The sequence below is a fragment of the Pseudomonas sp. SK3(2021) genome (assembly GCF_016772375.1).
Lineage (GTDB): Bacteria > Pseudomonadota > Gammaproteobacteria > Pseudomonadales > Pseudomonadaceae > Aquipseudomonas > Aquipseudomonas chlororaphis_I.
This window is the reverse complement of record NZ_CP061943.1, coordinates 1,438,253-1,455,334: the sequence shown is the minus strand read 5'-3', so window position 1 is coordinate 1,455,334 and position 17,082 is coordinate 1,438,253. Positions and strand designations below refer to the sequence as shown.

At 65.1% G+C, this 17,082-nt stretch carries 14 protein-coding genes; 7 read left to right on the top strand and 7 right to left on the bottom strand.

Annotated elements, in window-relative coordinates; genetic code table 11:
- Positions 1 to 18: 18 nt before the first annotated feature.
- The 7 genes from IF690_RS06475 to IF690_RS06445 all read right to left on the bottom strand — a co-directional run bounded on the left by IF690_RS06475 (position 19) and on the right by IF690_RS06445 (position 8,419).
- A complete protein-coding gene (locus IF690_RS06475; protein WP_202699319.1) occupies positions 19 to 1,032 on the bottom strand; it encodes a chemotaxis response regulator protein-glutamate methylesterase in 1,014 nt (337 codons plus the stop codon).
- Positions 1,029 to 3,362, bottom strand: coding sequence for a hybrid sensor histidine kinase/response regulator (locus IF690_RS06470; protein WP_202699318.1), 2,334 nt, complete (start codon positions 3,360 to 3,362; stop codon positions 1,029 to 1,031). The genes IF690_RS06475 and IF690_RS06470 overlap by 4 nt, the downstream gene beginning before the upstream one ends.
- Complete coding sequence (locus IF690_RS06465; protein WP_202699317.1) at positions 3,359 to 4,045, bottom strand: chemotaxis protein CheW; 687 nt, start codon at positions 4,043 to 4,045, stop codon at positions 3,359 to 3,361. Before IF690_RS06465 ends, IF690_RS06470 begins: the two co-directional genes overlap by 4 nt.
- A complete protein-coding gene (locus tag IF690_RS06460) occupies positions 4,042 to 5,307 on the bottom strand; it encodes a CheR family methyltransferase (protein ID WP_202699316.1) in 1,266 nt (421 codons plus the stop codon). The genes IF690_RS06465 and IF690_RS06460 overlap by 4 nt, the downstream gene beginning before the upstream one ends.
- The gene (locus IF690_RS06455) at positions 5,304 to 5,840 is read right to left on the bottom strand and encodes a chemotaxis protein CheW (RefSeq protein ID WP_202699315.1); all 537 of its coding nucleotides are present in this window, start codon (positions 5,838 to 5,840) and stop codon (positions 5,304 to 5,306) included. The genes IF690_RS06460 and IF690_RS06455 overlap by 4 nt, the downstream gene beginning before the upstream one ends.
- A complete protein-coding gene (locus tag IF690_RS06450) occupies positions 5,840 to 7,462 on the bottom strand; it encodes a methyl-accepting chemotaxis protein (RefSeq protein WP_202699314.1) in 1,623 nt (540 codons plus the stop codon). Before IF690_RS06450 ends, IF690_RS06455 begins: the two co-directional genes overlap by 1 nt.
- A 231-nt stretch (positions 7,463 to 7,693) precedes the next feature.
- Positions 7,694 to 8,419 (bottom strand): tellurite resistance TerB family protein, encoded by a 726-nt coding sequence (locus IF690_RS06445; protein ID WP_202699313.1) that lies wholly within the window; start codon positions 8,417 to 8,419, stop codon positions 7,694 to 7,696.
- Between the two features lie 189 nt (positions 8,420 to 8,608).
- Here IF690_RS06445 and IF690_RS06440 point away from each other — a divergent pair, with 189 nt between their 5' ends.
- The 7 genes from IF690_RS06440 to IF690_RS06410 all read left to right on the top strand — a co-directional run bounded on the left by IF690_RS06440 (position 8,609) and on the right by IF690_RS06410 (position 16,930).
- A complete protein-coding gene (locus IF690_RS06440) occupies positions 8,609 to 9,523 on the top strand; it encodes a LysR family transcriptional regulator (RefSeq protein ID WP_202699312.1) in 915 nt (304 codons plus the stop codon).
- Positions 9,524 to 9,627: 104 nt separating this feature from the next.
- The gene (locus tag IF690_RS06435) at positions 9,628 to 11,118 is read left to right on the top strand and encodes a gamma-aminobutyraldehyde dehydrogenase (RefSeq protein WP_202699311.1); all 1,491 of its coding nucleotides are present in this window, start codon (positions 9,628 to 9,630) and stop codon (positions 11,116 to 11,118) included.
- A gap of 87 nt (positions 11,119 to 11,205) precedes the next feature.
- The gene (gene ydcS, locus IF690_RS06430; protein ID WP_202699310.1) at positions 11,206 to 12,357 is read left to right on the top strand and encodes a putative ABC transporter substrate-binding protein YdcS; all 1,152 of its coding nucleotides are present in this window, start codon (positions 11,206 to 11,208) and stop codon (positions 12,355 to 12,357) included.
- Between the two features lie 202 nt (positions 12,358 to 12,559).
- Entirely contained in the window at positions 12,560 to 13,597 is a 1,038-nt protein-coding gene (locus IF690_RS06425; RefSeq protein WP_202699309.1) for an ABC transporter ATP-binding protein, read from the top strand.
- A gap of 1 nt (position 13,598) precedes the next feature.
- The gene (locus IF690_RS06420) at positions 13,599 to 14,546 is read left to right on the top strand and encodes an ABC transporter permease (protein ID WP_202699308.1); all 948 of its coding nucleotides are present in this window, start codon (positions 13,599 to 13,601) and stop codon (positions 14,544 to 14,546) included.
- A complete protein-coding gene (locus tag IF690_RS06415; RefSeq protein WP_202699307.1) occupies positions 14,536 to 15,363 on the top strand; it encodes an ABC transporter permease in 828 nt (275 codons plus the stop codon). The genes IF690_RS06420 and IF690_RS06415 overlap by 11 nt, the downstream gene beginning before the upstream one ends.
- Positions 15,364 to 15,505: 142 nt before the next feature.
- Positions 15,506 to 16,930 carry a gamma-aminobutyraldehyde dehydrogenase gene (locus tag IF690_RS06410; RefSeq protein ID WP_202699306.1) on the top strand — a complete coding sequence of 475 codons (1,425 nt, stop codon included), beginning with the start codon at positions 15,506 to 15,508 and terminating at the stop codon, positions 16,928 to 16,930.
- The last annotated feature ends 152 nt before the right edge of the window (positions 16,931 to 17,082 follow it).

The window sequence follows — 17,082 nt, the reverse complement described above, 5'->3', positions numbered from 1 at the left end:
GACAGCTGCGTTTGTCGGTCATTTGGCAAATATCTCCAGCAATCGTGGAGCGATCTTGTCCAGTGGGCGAATCTCTGTGGCAGCGTCGATGGCAGCCGCCGCCTTGGGCATGCCATACACCGCACTAGTATTCTGGTCCTGGGCGATGGTCAGGTAACCCTGATCGCGCATCAGCTTCAGGCCCTGGGCGCCGTCGCGGCCCATGCCGGTCAGCAGTACGCCGACCGCATCGCCATTCCAGTAACTGGCGACACTTTCAAAAAACACATCGATCGATGGCCGATAGATTTCGTTTACCGGCTCGGCGGTGTAGGCCAGGGTGCCGTTCTTCAACAGCCGGATATGGTGGTTGGTCCCGGCCAGCAGCACCGTGCCGCTCTGCGGTGGCTCGCCTTCGCGGGCCAGGCGCACCTTCAGCCTGGAAGCACTGCTGAGCCATTCGGCCATGCCCGCGGCGAACACCTGGTCGACGTGCTGCACCAGCACGATGGCAGCCGGAAAATCGGCGGGCAGCCCCTTGAGCAGCACCTCCAGCGCGGCCGGGCCACCGGCGGACGAGCCGATCGCCACCAGGCCCTGGCGTTGCGCCATGGTGCGCATCGGCACCGGTGCCGAACGCACGTGGTTGCCGCGCTGCTGGCCGATCAGCCAGCCGATATTGAGGATCTTGCGCAGTAAAGGGGCCGCCGCTTCCTGCGCATTGCCAGCCCCCAGGGCCGGTGTATCGACCACGTCCAGCGCGCCATGGCCCATGGCCTCGAACACCCGATGCACGTTCTGCTGGCGGTCCACCGTGACGATCACGATGGCGCAAGGGGTTTCGGCCATGATCCGGCGGGTCGCCTCCACGCCATCCATCACTGGCATGATCAGGTCCATCAGGATCAGGTCGGGCGTCAACTGCGCGCAGTACTCGACCGCCTCGGCGCCATTGGTCGCGACCCACACCACTTCGTGCGCGGGTTCGAAGGCCAGGGCCCGGCGCAGGGCCTCCACCGCCATGGGCATGTCATTGACGATCGCGATTTTCATGCCCGCGCTCCTCCAATCAGCTCCACCACCGCATCCAGCAGGGCGTCATCATGGAAACTGGCTTTGGCTAGATAATAGTCGGCTCCGGCATCCAGTCCACGGCGCCGATCTTCTTCGCGATCCTTGTAGGAAACCACCATCACCGGCAACGACTGCAGGCGATTGTCACGGCGCAGGAGTGTGACCAATTCAATCCCATCCATTCGGGGCATATCGATGTCGGTGATCAGCAGGTCGAAGTCTTCCGAACGCAGGGCGTTCCAGCCATCCATGCCGTCGACGGCGACCGCCACGTCATAACCACGGTTGAGCAAAAGCTTGCGCTGCAGCTCACGCACGGTGAGCGAGTCGTCGACCACCAGGATGCGCTTGCGCGTCGTCTCGGCCTGATGGCGGTTGTGGCGGGCGATGCGCTCCAGGCGGCCGGTGTTGAGCAGCTTGTCCACCGAACGCAGCATGTCCTCGACATCGACGATCAACACCACGGAACCGTCATCGAGCAAGGCCCCGGCGGAAATGTCCTGGACCTTGCCCAGGCGGTCGTCCAGCGGCAGCACCACCAGGGTCCGTTCGCCGATGAAACGCTCGACCGCCACGCCGTAGACCGCGTCGCGCTCGCGAATCACCACCACCTTGAGCGTGGAGTCATTGCTCTGCCCCGCCGGGCGTTGCAGCAGCTGGCTGGCCGCGACCAGGCCGACATGGCGGCCTTCGTGCCAGAAATGCTGGCGCCCTTCCAACTGGACAATGTCGTCGGGCTCCAGGTCGCACATGCGTTCGATATGCGCCAGCGGGAAGGCATAGGCTTCTTCGCCGACCTCCACTACCAGGCTGCGTACCACCGACAGGGTCAGCGGCACCTCGAGGTGGAAACGACTGCCCTGCCCCGCCACCTGCTCCAGCTGTACCGCGCCGCGCAGCTGGCGCACCATGTGCTGCACCGCGTCCAGGCCGACACCCCGCCCGGAGACCTCGGTGACCTTGTCCCGCAGGCTGAAGCCCGGCAGGAACAGGAAGGTCAGCAGCTCTTCTTCGCTCAACTGGGCAGCGGTCTCGGCCGGGGACAACTGGCGTTCGACGATGCTCTGGCGCACCCGCTCCAGATCGACGCCATTGCCGTCGTCGCTGAGTTCCAGCACCAGCAGGCCAGCCTGGTGCGAAGCCCGCAGGCGAATCAGGCCCTCGGCCGGCTTGCCCGCCAGCAGTCGCTGCTCGGGCGTTTCGATGCCATGATCGACTGCGTTGCGCAGCAGGTGGGTCAATGGTGCTTCGAGCTTTTCCAGCACGTCGCGATCGACCTGGGTCTTCTCGCCCTCGACTTCCAGGCGAACCTGCTTGCCCAGGCTGCGCCCCAGGTCGCGGACCATCCGCACCTGGCCCACCAGCACATCGGCGAACGGCCGCATGCGACAGGCCAGAGCGGTGTCGTAGAGCACCTGGGCACGCTGGCTGGCCTGCCAGCCGAACTCATCCAGCTCGGCGGCTTTCTCGATCAGCAACTGCTGGGACTCCGCCAGCAGGCGCCGCGCATCCTCCAGGGCTTCGAGGGCCTCCAGGCCCAGCGCCTGCTCCTTGAGATGCCCATTGAGGTTTTCCAGGGCGCGCAGTCCGTTGCCCTGCATGCGCTTGAGGCGCTGCAGGGTCGCCAGGTACGGCTTCAGGCGCTGGGTTTCCACCAGCGACTTGCTCGACAGATCGAGCAGGCTGTTCAAGCGCTCGGCCGTGACCCGCAACACCCGTTCGCCCCCCTCGGCGAGCTTCTTGCCCTTTTGCGGAATCGCCGCGGCTGCCTCTTGCAGCGTTTCCTGCAATACCTCCTGCGGCATCTCGAACGGCGGGACCTGCGGTTCGGGTTCGATCCGCGGAGCCTCCAGTAGCAGCTCGGCCATGGGCGGCAGGCTTGGCTCGACCTTGGGCAGGGCAACACCCGCAGCCGCGCCCGGCGAGCCGATCAACTGCTCCATGAGCGCTACATAGGCGGCAATGTCCTGCTCACCGACCTGGCTGCCCGGCGTGGCGATGCGCATCAGGAAATCGGTGCCCTGCAGCAGCGCATCGATATGTTCGGGATGCAGGTACAGCCGCCCTTCCTGGGCGCTGACCAGGCAATCTTCCATCACATGGGCCACGCTGACCCCGGCGTCGACCCCGACGATCCGCGCCGCACCCTTGAGCGAGTGGGCGGCGCGCATGCAGGCTTCCAGCTGGTCGGCCTGGATCGGATTGCGCTCCAGCGCCAGCAGGCCGGCACTGAGCACCTGGGTCTGGGCTTCGGCTTCCAGGCTGAAGAGTTCGAGCAGCGAGGCGTCGCGCATTTGATCGGGGGTCATGTCAGGCTCCGGGTCACGGCAGACAGCAACTGCTCTTCATCCAGCCAACGCAGGCTGCGGCCCTTCCATTGCAGGACGCCACGGGTGTATTTGGCACTGGCCTGCGGGCCGGAAACCGCAGCGGCGTTCAGGGTGCGCTCGTCGATGGCATGGATGCCTTCCACCTCGTCCACCGGCACCACCACCGGACCGCCCTGGGCGGCGATGATCAACATGCGCGGAATCACCCGCGCGCCCGACACGACGGTGCCGGTAGTGTCCAGCCCCAGCAGTTCCACCAACGACAGGCAGGCCACCAGCGCGCCACGTACATTCGCTACGCCCAGCAAGGCCCGCGAGCGCTGGTGCGGCAAGGAATGGATCGGTTGCAGCGGCGCCACTTCCACCAGGCATCGGGTGGCAATGCCCAGCCACTCCTCGCCCAGGCGGAACATCAACAACGAACGGGTAGCGACATCCGCATCGGCGTCGACCGCCATCGCGTCCCCATGGTGCTCCTGCTGCAACGCATAGCGGTCGAGCAGACGGGTGGCCGCGGCGGAATACACCGAGCAGTTGCGGCAATGCACATGCCCGGCCAGCAACGGACAACTCTTGTCGCCATGGATACCGATGCGGTTCCAGCAATCGTCGATGGCCTGCGCATCGTCGTGGGTCACGTTCAACGAAACAGAGCCGCTCATGATTTACGCTCACTGTCTGCTGCACGGCCACTGCGGGCCGCCCGCTCCTGCAATCGACGGGCACCGGCGACGTCGCCCTGGGAGGCCAGCAAGGCGGCCAGGTGCGCCAGCGCTTCGGCGTGCTGTGGGTCCAGGTACAGGGCCTTGCGATAGAACCCCTGGGCTTCCAGGGCGCTGCCCGCCACGTCGCTGAGCAGCCCCAGCCAATAGAACACCTGCGCCACCGGCTCATGGGTGTCCAGGTAATGCTCGCACGCCATCCGGGCCTCGGCGCTTTTGCCTTCGTTGGCCAGGGCCGCGATGCTCGCCAGCAGAGTCGTGGCGTCGCTGACCGGCTTGGTCGGTGCAGGACTCGGGTTCGCCACGGCACTGGAAAACGGCCGGTTGCGCACGGGCGGCGCGATGCTGCGCACCGGCTGGCGCACCGGCAATGCGCTCGGTACGAAGGCCGGTGCCGGTTCGGGTTCGTTATGCCGGCTGAAGGCAAAGGACTGGGCAATGCCGATCGAGCGCATGCCCAGGCGGCCCAGCAGGCTGCCTTCGGCCGGGCCGATGAACAGCACGCCATCAACATGAGTCAGGCGCTTGAGCACTTCGAACACCTGGCGCTGGGTCGGCTGATCGAAATAGATCAGCAGGTTGCGACAGAAGACAAAATCGTAGGGCGGCTCATTGGCCAGCAGGGTCGGGTCCAGCAGGTTGCCGACCTGCAGTCGCACCTGCTCGCGCACCCGCTCGCTGAGGCGGTAGCGCTCATCTTCGGCGATGAAGTGCCGCTCGCGAAAATCGCTGTGCTGGCCGCGAAAGGAGTTCTTGCCGTACACCGCCTGCCTGGCCCGCTCGACCGAAAGCGGGCTGACATCGAAGCCATCGACCTTGAATTGATGGGGGGCAAGCCCGGCGTCGAACAGGGCCATGGCAATCGAGTACGGCTCTTCGCCGGTGGAGCACGGCAGGCTGAGGATGCGCAATGCACGCATGCCCTTGAGTTCGGCAAGACGCGAGAGGGCGAGTTTGGCCAGGGTCGCGAAGGACTCCGGGTAACGGAAAAACCAGGTTTCCGGAACGATCACCGCCTCGATCAGCGCCTGCTGTTCATCCTGCGAGCCTTGCAGGGTCTGCCAGTAATGGTCGGTGCTGGGCGCCTGCTGGGCGATGCTGCGCTGGCGCACCGCGCGCTCGATGATCGCCGGCCCCACCGAGGCCACGTCAAGGCCGATGCGTTCCTTGAGAAAATCGAAAAATCGCTGGTCGCTGCTCATGACGACTCCCCGAGCAACGCCGGATCCAGCGGCGGCGAGGGAAACAGCAGCGCGCGCACCTCGGCATCCAGCAGATCGTCGACACGCACCCATTGCAGCAAGCCCTGGGCGTCTTCATAGACCGGCCCCAGGTACAGCGCATTACGGTTATCCAGGCCGTAGGCCTTGAAGTCCTGCGGGTTGCACCGCAGGGTATCGGTGGCCTGCTCGAGGATCAGCCCCAGCAACCGCGCGGGCTGTGCCGCCTGCGGGCGGTAATGCACCAGCACCAGGCGGGTGCTGGTACGTTCCTGCGCCGGCTGGCCAAAGGTCAGGGCGCTCAGGTCGAGCACCGGCACCACCGTGCCGCGATGGGCAAAGACCCCGGCTACCCAGGACGGTGCCCGGGGAATCGGCTTGAGTTGCAGGCGCGGCAATACCTCGACCACCTCGACGGCCTGCAAGGCGTAACGTTCGGTGCCGATGCGAAACACCAGGAACAGCGCATCTTTCGTCGCCGTCCCTGCGTCGCCTTTCGCTGCGAGCTCGTTCATCAGACTTTGAAACGCGAGACGCCGCTGCGCAGCCCCACCGCCACCTGGCTCAGTTCATCGATGGCGAAACTGGCCTGGCGCAGCGACTCGACGGTCTGGCTGCTGGCATCGCCCAACTGCACCAGGGCGTGGTTGATCTGCTCGGCACCGGTGGCCTGGGCCTGCATGCCCTCGTTGACCATCAACACCCGCGGCGCCAGGGCCTGGACCTGATGGATGATCTGCGACAGTTGCTCGCCGACCTGCTGCACCTCGGCCATGCCGCGGCGCACTTCTTCGGAGAACTTGTCCATGCCCATGACCCCGGCCGATACCGCCGACTGGATCTCGCGGACCATTTGCTCGATGTCGTAGGTGGCGACCGCGGTCTGGTCCGCCAGGCGCCGCACTTCGGTGGCCACCACGGCAAAGCCGCGCCCGTACTCGCCGGCCTTCTCGGCTTCGATCGCCGCGTTGAGCGACAGCAGGTTGGTCTGGTCGGCGACCTTGACGATGGTCACCACCACCTGGTTGATGTTGCCGGCCTTCTCATTGAGGATCGCCAGCTTGGCGTTGACCAGGTCGGCCGCGCCCATCACCGAGTGCATGGTTTCTTCCATCCGCGCCAGGCCTTGCTGGCCGGAGCCGGCCAGCACCGAAGCCTGGTCGGCGGCGGTGGAGACTTCGGTCATGGTGCGCACCAGATCGCGCGAGGTGGCCGCGATTTCCCGGGAGGTCGCCCCGATTTCAGTGGTGGTTGCCGCGGTTTCGGTGGCGGTGGCCTGTTGCTGCTTGGAGGTGGCGGCAATCTCGGTGACCGAGGTGGTGACCTGGACCGAGGAGCGCTGCGCCTGGGACACCAGGGAGTTGAGCTCGGTCATCATGTCGTTGAAGCCGGTTTCCACGGCGCCGAATTCGTCCTTGCGCTCCAGGTTCAGGCGGCTGGTCAGATCGCCCGTGCGCATGACATCGAGGATCTTCACGATACGGTTCATCGGCGCCATGATCGCGCGCATCAGCAACAGGCCGCACAGGCCCGCCGCCAGCACCGCCACCAGCAGGGAAACGCCCATGGTGACCTTGGCCGCGGCCACCGCATTGTCGATCTGCGAGGCGGCCGAATCGGCGACCCCCTTGTTCTCGTCGATGATGTCGTTGAGTTTCATCCGACCGGCGATCCAGGTGGGCGTCAACTGGTCATGAAATACGCGGACAGCCTCGGCTTCCTGATTACGTCGATGCAGATCCAGGACCGTGGCCTGAATCTTGAGAAATTCCTGATGGCGTTTTTCAAACTCGTCGAACTCCTGCAGGTCTGCCTCGCCGCGAAGCGTTGCCTTGTAGCTGGCCATGTATTTCTGCAGGCGTTGCTCGAAGCTTTTGAAGTCGGCCTCATCCTGGGCACTGACGCCCTTGCCTTTGTTCAGGCCAATGATTTCCTGGGTATGCAGGTAGCTGTCGACCCAGCCACCACGGACCATCGAACTGAAATAGACCCCGGGAATGGCATCGGAACGCATGCGGTCTTCGCCGGCCTCGATCTTCAACAAGCGGGAGTAAGAGGCTATGACCATCAGCAGCATGATGGTGATAATCACCGCAAAGCTCGCCAAAATGCGTTGGCGCAACGTCCAGTTCTTCACAGTCAGTCCTCGGGGCCATTCAAATGGTGGGGAGTATAGCCGAGGGCGTACCATCATTTATCAACGTGTTGCGCACCACGTCTCATTCAGAGCGAAAGGCAGGGGCCGCTCTGGAGGGCTACTTTCCGCCAGATGACTCGAGCGCCGCCAGGGATGATCCTGCACATGCAGAGGGTATTTCAGCCATCAAAGAGGGCGTGCCGGGTTTTCCCACTGCACGCCCGATTGGTGTCAGAGACTGGCCTGGCGCACCTGTTTTTCCAGCTCGAGCTTCAACCCCGGCTCCAGCTTGAGCTGACGCGACAGCTCATCCAGGTATGCCTTCTCCATGAAGTTTTCCTCGTCCACCAGCATCACGCTGGCAACGTACATTTCCGCGGCCATTTCCGGCGTGCCGGCAGCCCGCGCCACATCCGCCGGGTCCAAGGGTTTGTTGAGTTCGGCGTGCAACCAGTGCTGCAGTTCCTGATCGTTGTCCAGCCTGGTGAACTCCCCTTCGATCAGGGCGCGCTCGCGCTCGTCGATATGGCCATCGGCCTTGGCTGCGGCCACCAGCGCCTTGAGGATCGCCTGGCTGTGCTGTTCGACCTGCTGCGCGGGCAGGCGGTCGAGGGTCTGCGGCTCGTTTTTCGGCGCACCGGCCTGCTGCGCCTGCCAGTTGCCGTAAGCCTTGTAGGCGATCACGCCCAATGCCGCCAGGCCGCCGTAGGTCAGCGCCTTGCCCCCGAACTTGCGGGCTTTTTTATTGCCCAGCAGCAAGCCCATGGCGCCGGCGGCCAACGCCCCGCCGCCAGCGCCGGACAACAGGCTACCGAGCCCGCCGGAACCGCCGCCGAGCAATCCGCCCAGCGCGCCCTTGTCGGCGCCGGATGCCTTGTTCTGCTGCGCCCCGGCCTTGTTCTGCAACAGCTCCTGGCCAGACTTGAGCAATTGATCGAGCAATCCACGGGTGTTCATCCAAACCTCCAGCAACTTGAGTTGATCGAATCAATAAGGCCATCAGCCTAGATCGAAGTGCCCCGCCCCTGGGCTCGAGTGTGCTTCCAGATGTTGCTTCGCCGGGCCGGTCATAGGCCTGGCCAGCCGTTCGATTAAAAAGATATACACTCGAAAAAATCGATAAAACCGCCTGACCGGTGATTGCCCATGATGACCTTGCGCCAGATCCGTCACTTCATCGCCGTGGCCGAGACCGGCTCGATCTCGTCCGCCGCCCAGGCGGTGTTCATTTCCCAGTCGACCCTGACCCTGGCGATCCAGCAACTCGAACAGGAAATCGGCGTCAGCCTGTTCAACCGCCACGCCAAGGGCATGACCCTGACCCACCAGGGCCACCAGTTCCTGCGCCAGGCGCATCTGATCCTGGCCACGGTCGACAACGCCAAGCGCAGCCTGCAACAGAGCACCGACCCAGTGGCCGGCCAGTTGATCGTCGGCGTGACCAGCCTGGTCGCCGGTTACTACCTGGCGGACTTGCTCACGCGTTTCCAGCGCGCCTACCCCAATGTGGAAATCCGCGTGATGGAGGATGAGCGCCCGTACATCGAGCACTTGCTGGTCAGCGGAGAAATCGACGTCGGGGTGTTGATCCTCTCCAATCTCGAGGACCGCCACGCCCTGCAGACCGAAGTGCTGACCCATTCCCCTCACCGCCTGTGGCTGCCCGCCCAGCATCCGTTGCTGGAACACGACAGCATCAACCTGGCGGACGTCGCCCGTGAGCCGCTGATCCAGCTCAACGTCGATGAAATGGACCGTAACGCCCAGCGCCTGTGGTCTGGCGCCGGCCTGCAACCGCGCATCACCTTGCGCACCGCCTCCACCGAAGCGGTGCGCAGCCTGGTGGCAGCCGGGCTTGGGGTGTCGATCCAGCCGGACATGACCTATCGCCCCTGGTCGCTGGAAGGCGACATCATCGAAGCCCGGCCCATCGCCGACCTCAGCCAGACCCTCGATGTCGGCCTGGCCTGGCGCCGCGGCACAGCGCGTCCGTCGCTGGTGGACCCGTTCCTGACCGTAGCCCGCGAACAGCCTCACGGTGGGCGCAAGCCATCTATTTAATCGAACGCCGCATTCAGTATTTAGTATTTGTCGAGTACCGGCCCCGCCACTAGTCTCTGATCATCCGTCCAGAGAGGGCCGGGCCTCCGTCACTGGGGAGCACCATGGCCATACAAGAAAAGAGAACCCGCAAAATGGCTGGCCCGTCGACTCCGTTGTCCACCGCGTTGTTGATCGATGGCGAATTGGTCGCCGGCCAAGGGCTTGCCGAGCCGATCCTCAACCCGGCCACCGGCGAAGTGCTGACCCAGATCGCCGAGGCCAGCAGCGAACAGGTGGAAGGCGCGATCCTCGCCGCTCACCGCGCCTTTACCGGCTGGTCGCGAACCACGCCCCAGCAACGCTCGAACATCCTCTTGGCGATTGCCGATGCCGTGGAAAAGCAGGCCGACCACCTGGCCCGCCTGGAATCGCTGAATTGCGGCAAACCGCTGCACCTGGCGCGCCAGGACGATCTGGGCGCCACCGTCGACGTGTTCCGTTTTTTTGCCGGCGCGGTGCGCTGCCAGACCGGCCAGCTGGCCGGCGAGTACCTGCCGGGCTACACCAGCATGGTGCGGCGCGACCCTATCGGCGTTGTGGCGTCCATCGCGCCGTGGAACTACCCGATCATGATGGCTGCCTGGAAAATCGCCCCGGCCCTGGCCGCCGGCAACACCCTGGTGTTCAAGCCGTCGGAGCACACCCCGCTGTCGATCCTGGCCCTGGCGCCGACCCTGGCCGAACGGCTGCCGCGCGGTGTGCTGAACATTGTCTGCGGCGGTGGCGAAGGCGTCGGCAGCCACCTGGTCAGCCATCCCAAGGTGCGCATGGTGTCGCTGACCGGCGATATCGTCACCGGGCAGAAGATCCTCCAGGCCGCCTCGAAAACCTTGAAACGCACGCACCTGGAGCTGGGTGGCAAGGCCCCGGTGATCGTCTGCAACGATGCCGATCTGCAAGCCGTGGTCGAAGGCGTGCGCAACTACGGCTATTACAACGCCGGCCAGGACTGCACCGCGGCCTGCCGGATCTACGCCCAGGGCGGGATCCATGACCGTCTGGTGGCCGAGTTGGGCGCCGCCGTGAGCAGCCTGCGGTTCGCCGGCAAGCGCGATGCCGACAACGAGATCGGCCCGCTGATCAGTACCCGCCAGCGCGACCGCGTGGCCAGCTTCGTCGAACGCGCCCTGGGCCAGCCGCACATCGAACGGGTGACCGGCGCCGCGGTGCATTCGGGCGCCGGCTTCTATTACCAGCCGACCCTGCTGGCTGGCTGCCGGCAGCAGGATGAAATCGTCCAGCGCGAAGTGTTCGGCCCGGTGGTCACCGTCACCCGCTTCGACGAGCTGGCGCAGGCAGTGGAGTGGGCCAACGACTCGGAATACGGCCTGGCCTCGTCGGTCTGGACCCAGAACCTGGACAAGGCCATGCAGGTGGCGGCCCGCCTGCAATACGGCTGCACCTGGATCAACAGCCATTTCATGCTGGCCAGTGAAATGCCCCACGGCGGCCTGAAACGCTCCGGCTATGGCAAGGACCTGTCCAGCGATTCGCTGCAGGACTACAGCGTGGTGCGCCACATCATGGCTCGCCACGGCAATGACCTGGAATAACGGCACTAAGCTAATAACAAGCCCTTAGGGCGCGCTCCACCACGTTCACAACTGCCCCGACCATAATTTGAAGAAGAGGGTTTCCCCATGTCCGTGCACAAGACCGCACTGCTCAGTGCAATCACTACCGCCCTGCTGGCCAGCGCCAGCCTCCAGGCCGCCGAACCGCTCAAGGCCGTCGGCGCCGGCGAAGGTCAGCTGGATATCGTGGCCTGGCCCGGCTACATCGAACGTGGCGAAAGCGACAAGAATTACGACTGGGTCACCGGCTTCGAAAAGGAGACCGGCTGCAAGGTCAACGTCAAGACCGCGGGCACCTCCGACGAGATGGTCAGCCTGATGGCCAAGGGCGGCTACGACCTGGTCACCGCGTCCGGCGACGCCTCCCTGCGGCTGATCGTCGGCAAGCGCGTGCAACCGATCAACACCGCGCTGATTCCCAACTGGAAAAACCTCGACCCACGTCTCAAGGACGCGCCCTGGTACGTGGTCGACAAACAGACCTACGGCACCCCCTACCAGTGGGGCCCGAACGTGCTGATGTACAACACCACCGTCTTCAAGCAGGCACCGACCAGCTGGGGCGTGCTGTTCAACGCGCAGAACCTGCCGGACGGCAAACCCAACAAGGGCCGCGTGCAGGCCTATGACGGGCCGATCTACATCGCCGACGCCGCGCTGTACCTCAAGAGCGCGAAACCGGAGCTGGGGATCCAGAACCCCTACGAACTGACCGAAGCCCAGTACAAGGCGGTGCTCGACCTGCTGCGCGCCCAGCAGCCGCTGATCCACCGCTACTGGCACGACACCACGGTGCAGATGAGCGACTTCAAGAACGAAGGCGTGGTCGCCGCCAGCTCCTGGCCGTATCAGGTCAACGGCCTGATCAACGAGAAGCAGCCGATCGCCTCGACCATTCCCAAGGAAGGGGCCACCGGCTGGGCCGACACCACCATGCTGCACAGCGCGGCCAAGCACCCCAACTGTGCCTACAAGTGGATGGACTGGTCGCTCACGCCGAAGGTCCAGGGCGACGTCGCCGCCTGGTTCGGCTCGCTGCCGGCCGTGCCGGCGGCCTGCAAGGAAAGCCAACTGCTGGGCGCCGAGGGCTGCAAGACCAACGGCTTCGACCAGTTCGACAAGATCGCCTTCTGGAAAACCCCGCAGGCCGAGGGCGGCAAGTTCGTACCGTACAGCCGCTGGACCCAGGACTACATCGCGATCATGGGCGGGCGGTAAGCCCTCTGTAGCCGCTGCCGCAGGCTGCGCAAGGTCCGCTGGACCTTCTGCGCCCTGAGGATCGCCGCGCCCCTGCGGGGCGATCGCGGCCTGCGGCAGCGGCTACAGGTTCCTGTGCCAGGTTCGCTCCGGCAGGAGCGGCCTTCGCCGCCAGGCCTGATCCCGCTTATTTCGACAGCGCGCTTTTCCGGAGCACCGCACCATGACGCTTGCAGTCCAGTTCACCAACGTTTCCCGGCAGTTCGGCGAGGTGAAGGCCGTTGACCGGGTTTCCATCGATATCCAGGACGGCGAGTTCTTTTCCATGCTCGGCCCTTCCGGTTCGGGCAAGACCACCTGCCTGCGCCTGATCGCCGGTTTCGAACAGCCGAGCGCCGGCTCGATCCACATCCACGGGGTCGAAGCCACTGGGTTGCCGCCCTACCAGCGCGACGTCAATACCGTGTTCCAGGATTACGCGCTGTTCCCCCATATGAACGTGCGCGACAACGTGGCCTACGGCCTGAAAGTCAAAGGCGTCGCCAAGGCCGAGCGCCTCAAGCGCGCCGAAGAAGCCCTGGCCATGGTCGCCCTGGAAGGCTACGGCGAACGCAAGCCGGTGCAGCTGTCCGGCGGCCAGCGCCAGCGCGTGGCCCTGGCCCGGGCGCTGGTCAACCGGCCGCGGGTCCTGCTGCTGGACGAACCCCTGGGGGCGCTGGACCTGAAGCTGCGCGAACAGATGCAGGGCGAACTGAAAAAACTCCAGCGCCAGCTCGGCATCACCTTCATCTTCGTCACCCATGACCAGACCGAAGCCCTGTCGATGTCCGACCGCGTGGCGGTGTTCAACAAGGGCCGCATCGAGCAGGTCGACAGCCCGCGCAGCCTGTACATGAAACCGGCCACCACCTTCGTCGCCGAGTTCGTCGGCACCTCCAACGTGATTCGCGGCGAGCTGGCCGAACGCCTGAGCGGCAGCCAACGGCCCTTCTCGATCCGCCCGGAACACGTGCGTTTCGCCGAAGGCCCGCTGTCCGGCCACGAGATCGAAGTCAGCGGCCTGCTGCACGATATCCAGTACCAGGGCAGCGCCACCCGCTACGAGCTGCAACTGGACAACGGCCAGACCCTCAGCATCAGCCAGGCCAACGACCAATGGCTGGACAGCAGCACCCAGCACCAGACCGGGCAACGCATCAGCGCGCGCTGGGCCCGCGACGCGATGATCCCGCTGGCCGATACCCTGGCGAGCGGGGTGTGACATGAACACCCTGGCGTTCACTCCCCAAAACCCCGGCGGCTCGCCGCTGCGGCGTTTTTCCAACCTGCTGTACCGGCGACCGAACCTGTACCTGGCGCTGCTGCTGGTGCCACCGCTGCTCTGGTTCGGCGCGATCTACCTGGGTTCCTTGCTGATCCTGCTCTGGCAAGGCTTCTACACCTTCGACGACTTCACCATGGCGGTCACCCCGGACCTGACCCTGGCCAACTTCGCCGCGCTGTTCCAGCCGTCGAACTTCGACATCATCCTGCGCACCCTGAGCATGGCCATCGCCGTCTCGCTCGCCAGCGCCGCGGTCGCCTTCCCCATCGCCTACTACATGGCGCGCTACACCAGCGGCAAGACCAAGGCGTTCTTCTATATCGCGGTGATGCTGCCGATGTGGGCCAGCTACATCGTCAAGGCCTACGCCTGGACCCTGCTGCTGGCCAAGGGCGGCGTGGCCCAGTGGTTCGTCCAGCACCTGGGGCTGGGACCGCTGCTGCAGTTCATCCTGGGGATTCCCGGGGTCGGCGGCAGCACCCTGTCGACCTCGCACCTGGGGCGCTTCATGGTGTTCGTCTACATCTGGCTGCCGTTCATGATCCTGCCGATCCAGGCCTCCCTGGAACGCCTGCCGCCGTCCTTGCTGCAAGCCTCCGCCGACCTCGGCGCCAAGCCGCGCCAGACCTTCATGCAGGTGATCCTGCCGCTGTCGGTGCCGGGCATCGCCGCCGGCTCGATCTTCACCTTCTCCCTGACCCTGGGCGACTTCATCGTGCCGCAGCTGGTGGGTCCGCCCGGCTACTTCGTCGGCAGCATGGTCTACGCCCAGCAAGGGGCGATCGGCAACATGCCGATGGCCGCGGCCTTCACCCTGGTGCCGATCGTGCTGATCGCCATTTACCTGTCCATCGTCAAACGCCTGGGGGCCTTCGATGCGCTCTGACTCAACCACGCACGGGGAACAAGCCTCAACGGGCCTGCGCGTCGCCGCGTGGGGCGGGCTGCTGTTCCTGCATTTCCCGATCCTGATCATCTTCCTCTACGCCTTCAACACCGAAGACGCGGCCTTCAGCTTTCCGCCCCGGGGCTTCACCCTGAAGTGGTTCAGCGTGGCCTTCGCCCGCCCCGACGTGCTCGAGGCCATCCAGCTGTCGCTGCAGATCGCCGCCATCGCCACCCTGCTTGCCCTGGTCCTCGGCACCCTGGCCTCGGCGGCGCTGTACCGGCGGGACTTCTTCGGCAAGCAGGGCATTTCGCTGATGCTGATCCTGCCCATCGCCCTGCCCGGGATCATCACCGGTATCGCCCTGCTGGCGACCTTCAAGACATTGGGGATCGAGCCGGGGATGTTCACCATCATCGTCGGCCATGCGACCTTCTGCGTGGTGATCGTCCACAACAATGTGATTGCCCGCCTGCGCCGCACCTCCCACAGCCTGATCGAAGCCTCGATGGACCTGGGCGCCGACGGCTGGCAGACCTTCCGCTACATCATCCTGCCGAACCTCGGTTCGGCGTTGCTGGCCGGCGGCATGCTGGCGTTCGCCCTGTCGTTCGACGAAATCATCGTCACCACCTTCACCGCCGGCCATGAACGCACCCTGCCACTGTGGCTGCTCAACCAGTTGAGCCGGCCGCGGGACGTGCCGGTGACCAACGTCGTTGCCATGCTGGTGATGCTGGTGACCATGCTGCCGATCCTCGGCGCCTACTACCTGACCCGCAGCGGCGAGAGCGTGGCGGGCAGCGGCGGCAAATAACCCTGTAGCCGCTGCCGCAGGCTGCGATCGACCCGCAGGGTCGTGGCGCCCTCCGGTTCGCTGAAGGCCTTCGGCCTTATCGCAGCCTGCGGCAGCGGCTACAGATCGCAGGACATCCAACAGATATTTCAGGAGAACAGCCATGCAAACCAAACTCTTGATCAACGGCCAACTGGTCAGCGGCGAAGGCCCTGCCCAGCCGGTATTCAATCCCTCACTGGGCAAGGTACTGGTGGAAATCAACGAGGCCAGCGAAGCCCAGGTCGATGCCGCGGTGCACGCCGCCGACAATGCTTTCGAAAGCTGGTCGCAAACGGTGCCGAAAGAACGTTCGCTGCTGCTGCTCAAGCTGGCCGACAGCATCGAAGCCCACGGCGAGGAACTGGCGAAACTGGAATCGGATAACTGCGGCAAACCCTACAGCGCTGCGCTGAACGACGAGATCCCGGCGATTGCCGACGTGTTCCGTTTCTTTGCCGGCGCCAGCCGTTGTCTCAGCGGTTCGGCCGGCGGCGAATACCTGCCCGGCCATACCTCGATGATCCGGCGCGACCCGGTGGGGGTGATCGCCTCCATCGCACCGTGGAACTACCCACTGATGATGGTCGCCTGGAAAATCGCCCCGGCCCTGGCCGCCGGCAACACCGTGGTGCTCAAGCCCTCGGAGCAGACCCCACTGACCGCCCTGCGCCTGGCCGAACTGGCGGCGGCGATCTTTCCCGCCGGGGTGCTGAACCTGGTCTTCGGTCGTGGCGCCACGGTGGGCCAGCCGCTGGTGACCCATCCGAAGGTGCGCATGGTGTCGCTCACCGGCTCCATCGCCACCGGTTCGAACATCATTTCCAGCACCGCCGACAGCGTCAAACGCATGCACATGGAACTGGGCGGCAAGGCGCCGGTGATCATCTTCGACGACGCCGACATCGACGCGGCCGTGGAGGGTATCCGCACCTTCGGCTTCTACAACGCCGGCCAGGACTGCACCGCCGCCTGCCGCATCTATGCGCAGGAAGGCATCTACGAACGCTTCGTCGAGAAACTCGGCGCGGCGGTCGCCAGCATCAAGTACGGCCTGCAGGGCGACCCGCACACCGAGCTGGGCCCGCTGATCAGCGCCCAGCACCGCGACCGGGTGGCCGGCTTCGTCGAGCGCGCCATCGCCCAGCCGCACATCCGCCTGGTCACCGGCGGCAAGGCGGTGGACGGCAACGGCTTCTTCTTCGAACCGACGGTGCTGGCCGACGCCCGGCAGGACGACGAAATCGTCCGCCGCGAAGTGTTCGGGCCGGTGGTCTCGGTCACCCGCTTCGCCGACGAGGCCCAGGTCCTGGGCTGGGCCAACGACTCGGACTACGGCCTGGCGTCCTCGGTGTGGACCGCCGATGTCGGCCGCGCCCACCGCCTTTCGGCGCGCCTGCAATACGGCTGCACCTGGGTCAACACGCACTTCATGCTGGTCAGCGAAATGCCCCACGGCGGGCAGAAGCTCTCCGGCTACGGCAAGGACCTGTCCCTGTACGGGCTGGAGGACTACACCGTCGTGCGCCATGTGATGTTCAAGCACTGATAGTGGGCGCCACGCCTGCCGGGTCTCCCAAGTCCGGCAGGTGCTGGTTGTCCAACGCCCTTGAAAGCTCCCGGCGCAGGCATCGCGGCATGCACTGGCCGCCTGGGCAGCCCCTCGTTGACTCTTTTTCACAAGAATTCCATTGCCCGCCT

What these genes read in the sequence shown, in the direction of transcription:
- IF690_RS06475 (WP_202699319.1), bottom strand. Translation starts at nt 1,032, where the DNA reads ATGAAAATCGCGATCGTCAATGACATGCCCATGGCGGTGGAGGCCCTG.
- IF690_RS06470 (WP_202699318.1), bottom strand. Translation starts at nt 3,362, where the DNA reads ATGACCCCCGATCAAATGCGCGACGCCTCGCTGCTCGAACTCTTCAGC.
- IF690_RS06410 (WP_202699306.1), top strand. Translation starts at nt 15,506, where the DNA reads ATGCAAACCAAACTCTTGATCAACGGCCAACTGGTCAGCGGCGAAGGC.
- IF690_RS06465 (WP_202699317.1), bottom strand. Translation starts at nt 4,045, where the DNA reads ATGAGCGGCTCTGTTTCGTTGAACGTGACCCACGACGATGCGCAGGCC.
- IF690_RS06415 (WP_202699307.1), top strand. Translation starts at nt 14,536, where the DNA reads ATGCGCTCTGACTCAACCACGCACGGGGAACAAGCCTCAACGGGCCTG.
- IF690_RS06440 (WP_202699312.1), top strand. Translation starts at nt 8,609, where the DNA reads ATGATGACCTTGCGCCAGATCCGTCACTTCATCGCCGTGGCCGAGACC.
- IF690_RS06455 (WP_202699315.1), bottom strand. Translation starts at nt 5,840, where the DNA reads ATGAACGAGCTCGCAGCGAAAGGCGACGCAGGGACGGCGACGAAAGAT.
- IF690_RS06420 (WP_202699308.1), top strand. Translation starts at nt 13,599, where the DNA reads ATGAACACCCTGGCGTTCACTCCCCAAAACCCCGGCGGCTCGCCGCTG.
- ydcS (WP_202699310.1), top strand. Translation starts at nt 11,206, where the DNA reads ATGTCCGTGCACAAGACCGCACTGCTCAGTGCAATCACTACCGCCCTG.
- IF690_RS06435 (WP_202699311.1), top strand. Translation starts at nt 9,628, where the DNA reads ATGGCCATACAAGAAAAGAGAACCCGCAAAATGGCTGGCCCGTCGACT.
- IF690_RS06445 (WP_202699313.1), bottom strand. Translation starts at nt 8,419, where the DNA reads ATGAACACCCGTGGATTGCTCGATCAATTGCTCAAGTCTGGCCAGGAG.
- IF690_RS06460 (WP_202699316.1), bottom strand. Translation starts at nt 5,307, where the DNA reads ATGAGCAGCGACCAGCGATTTTTCGATTTTCTCAAGGAACGCATCGGC.
- IF690_RS06425 (WP_202699309.1), top strand. Translation starts at nt 12,560, where the DNA reads ATGACGCTTGCAGTCCAGTTCACCAACGTTTCCCGGCAGTTCGGCGAG.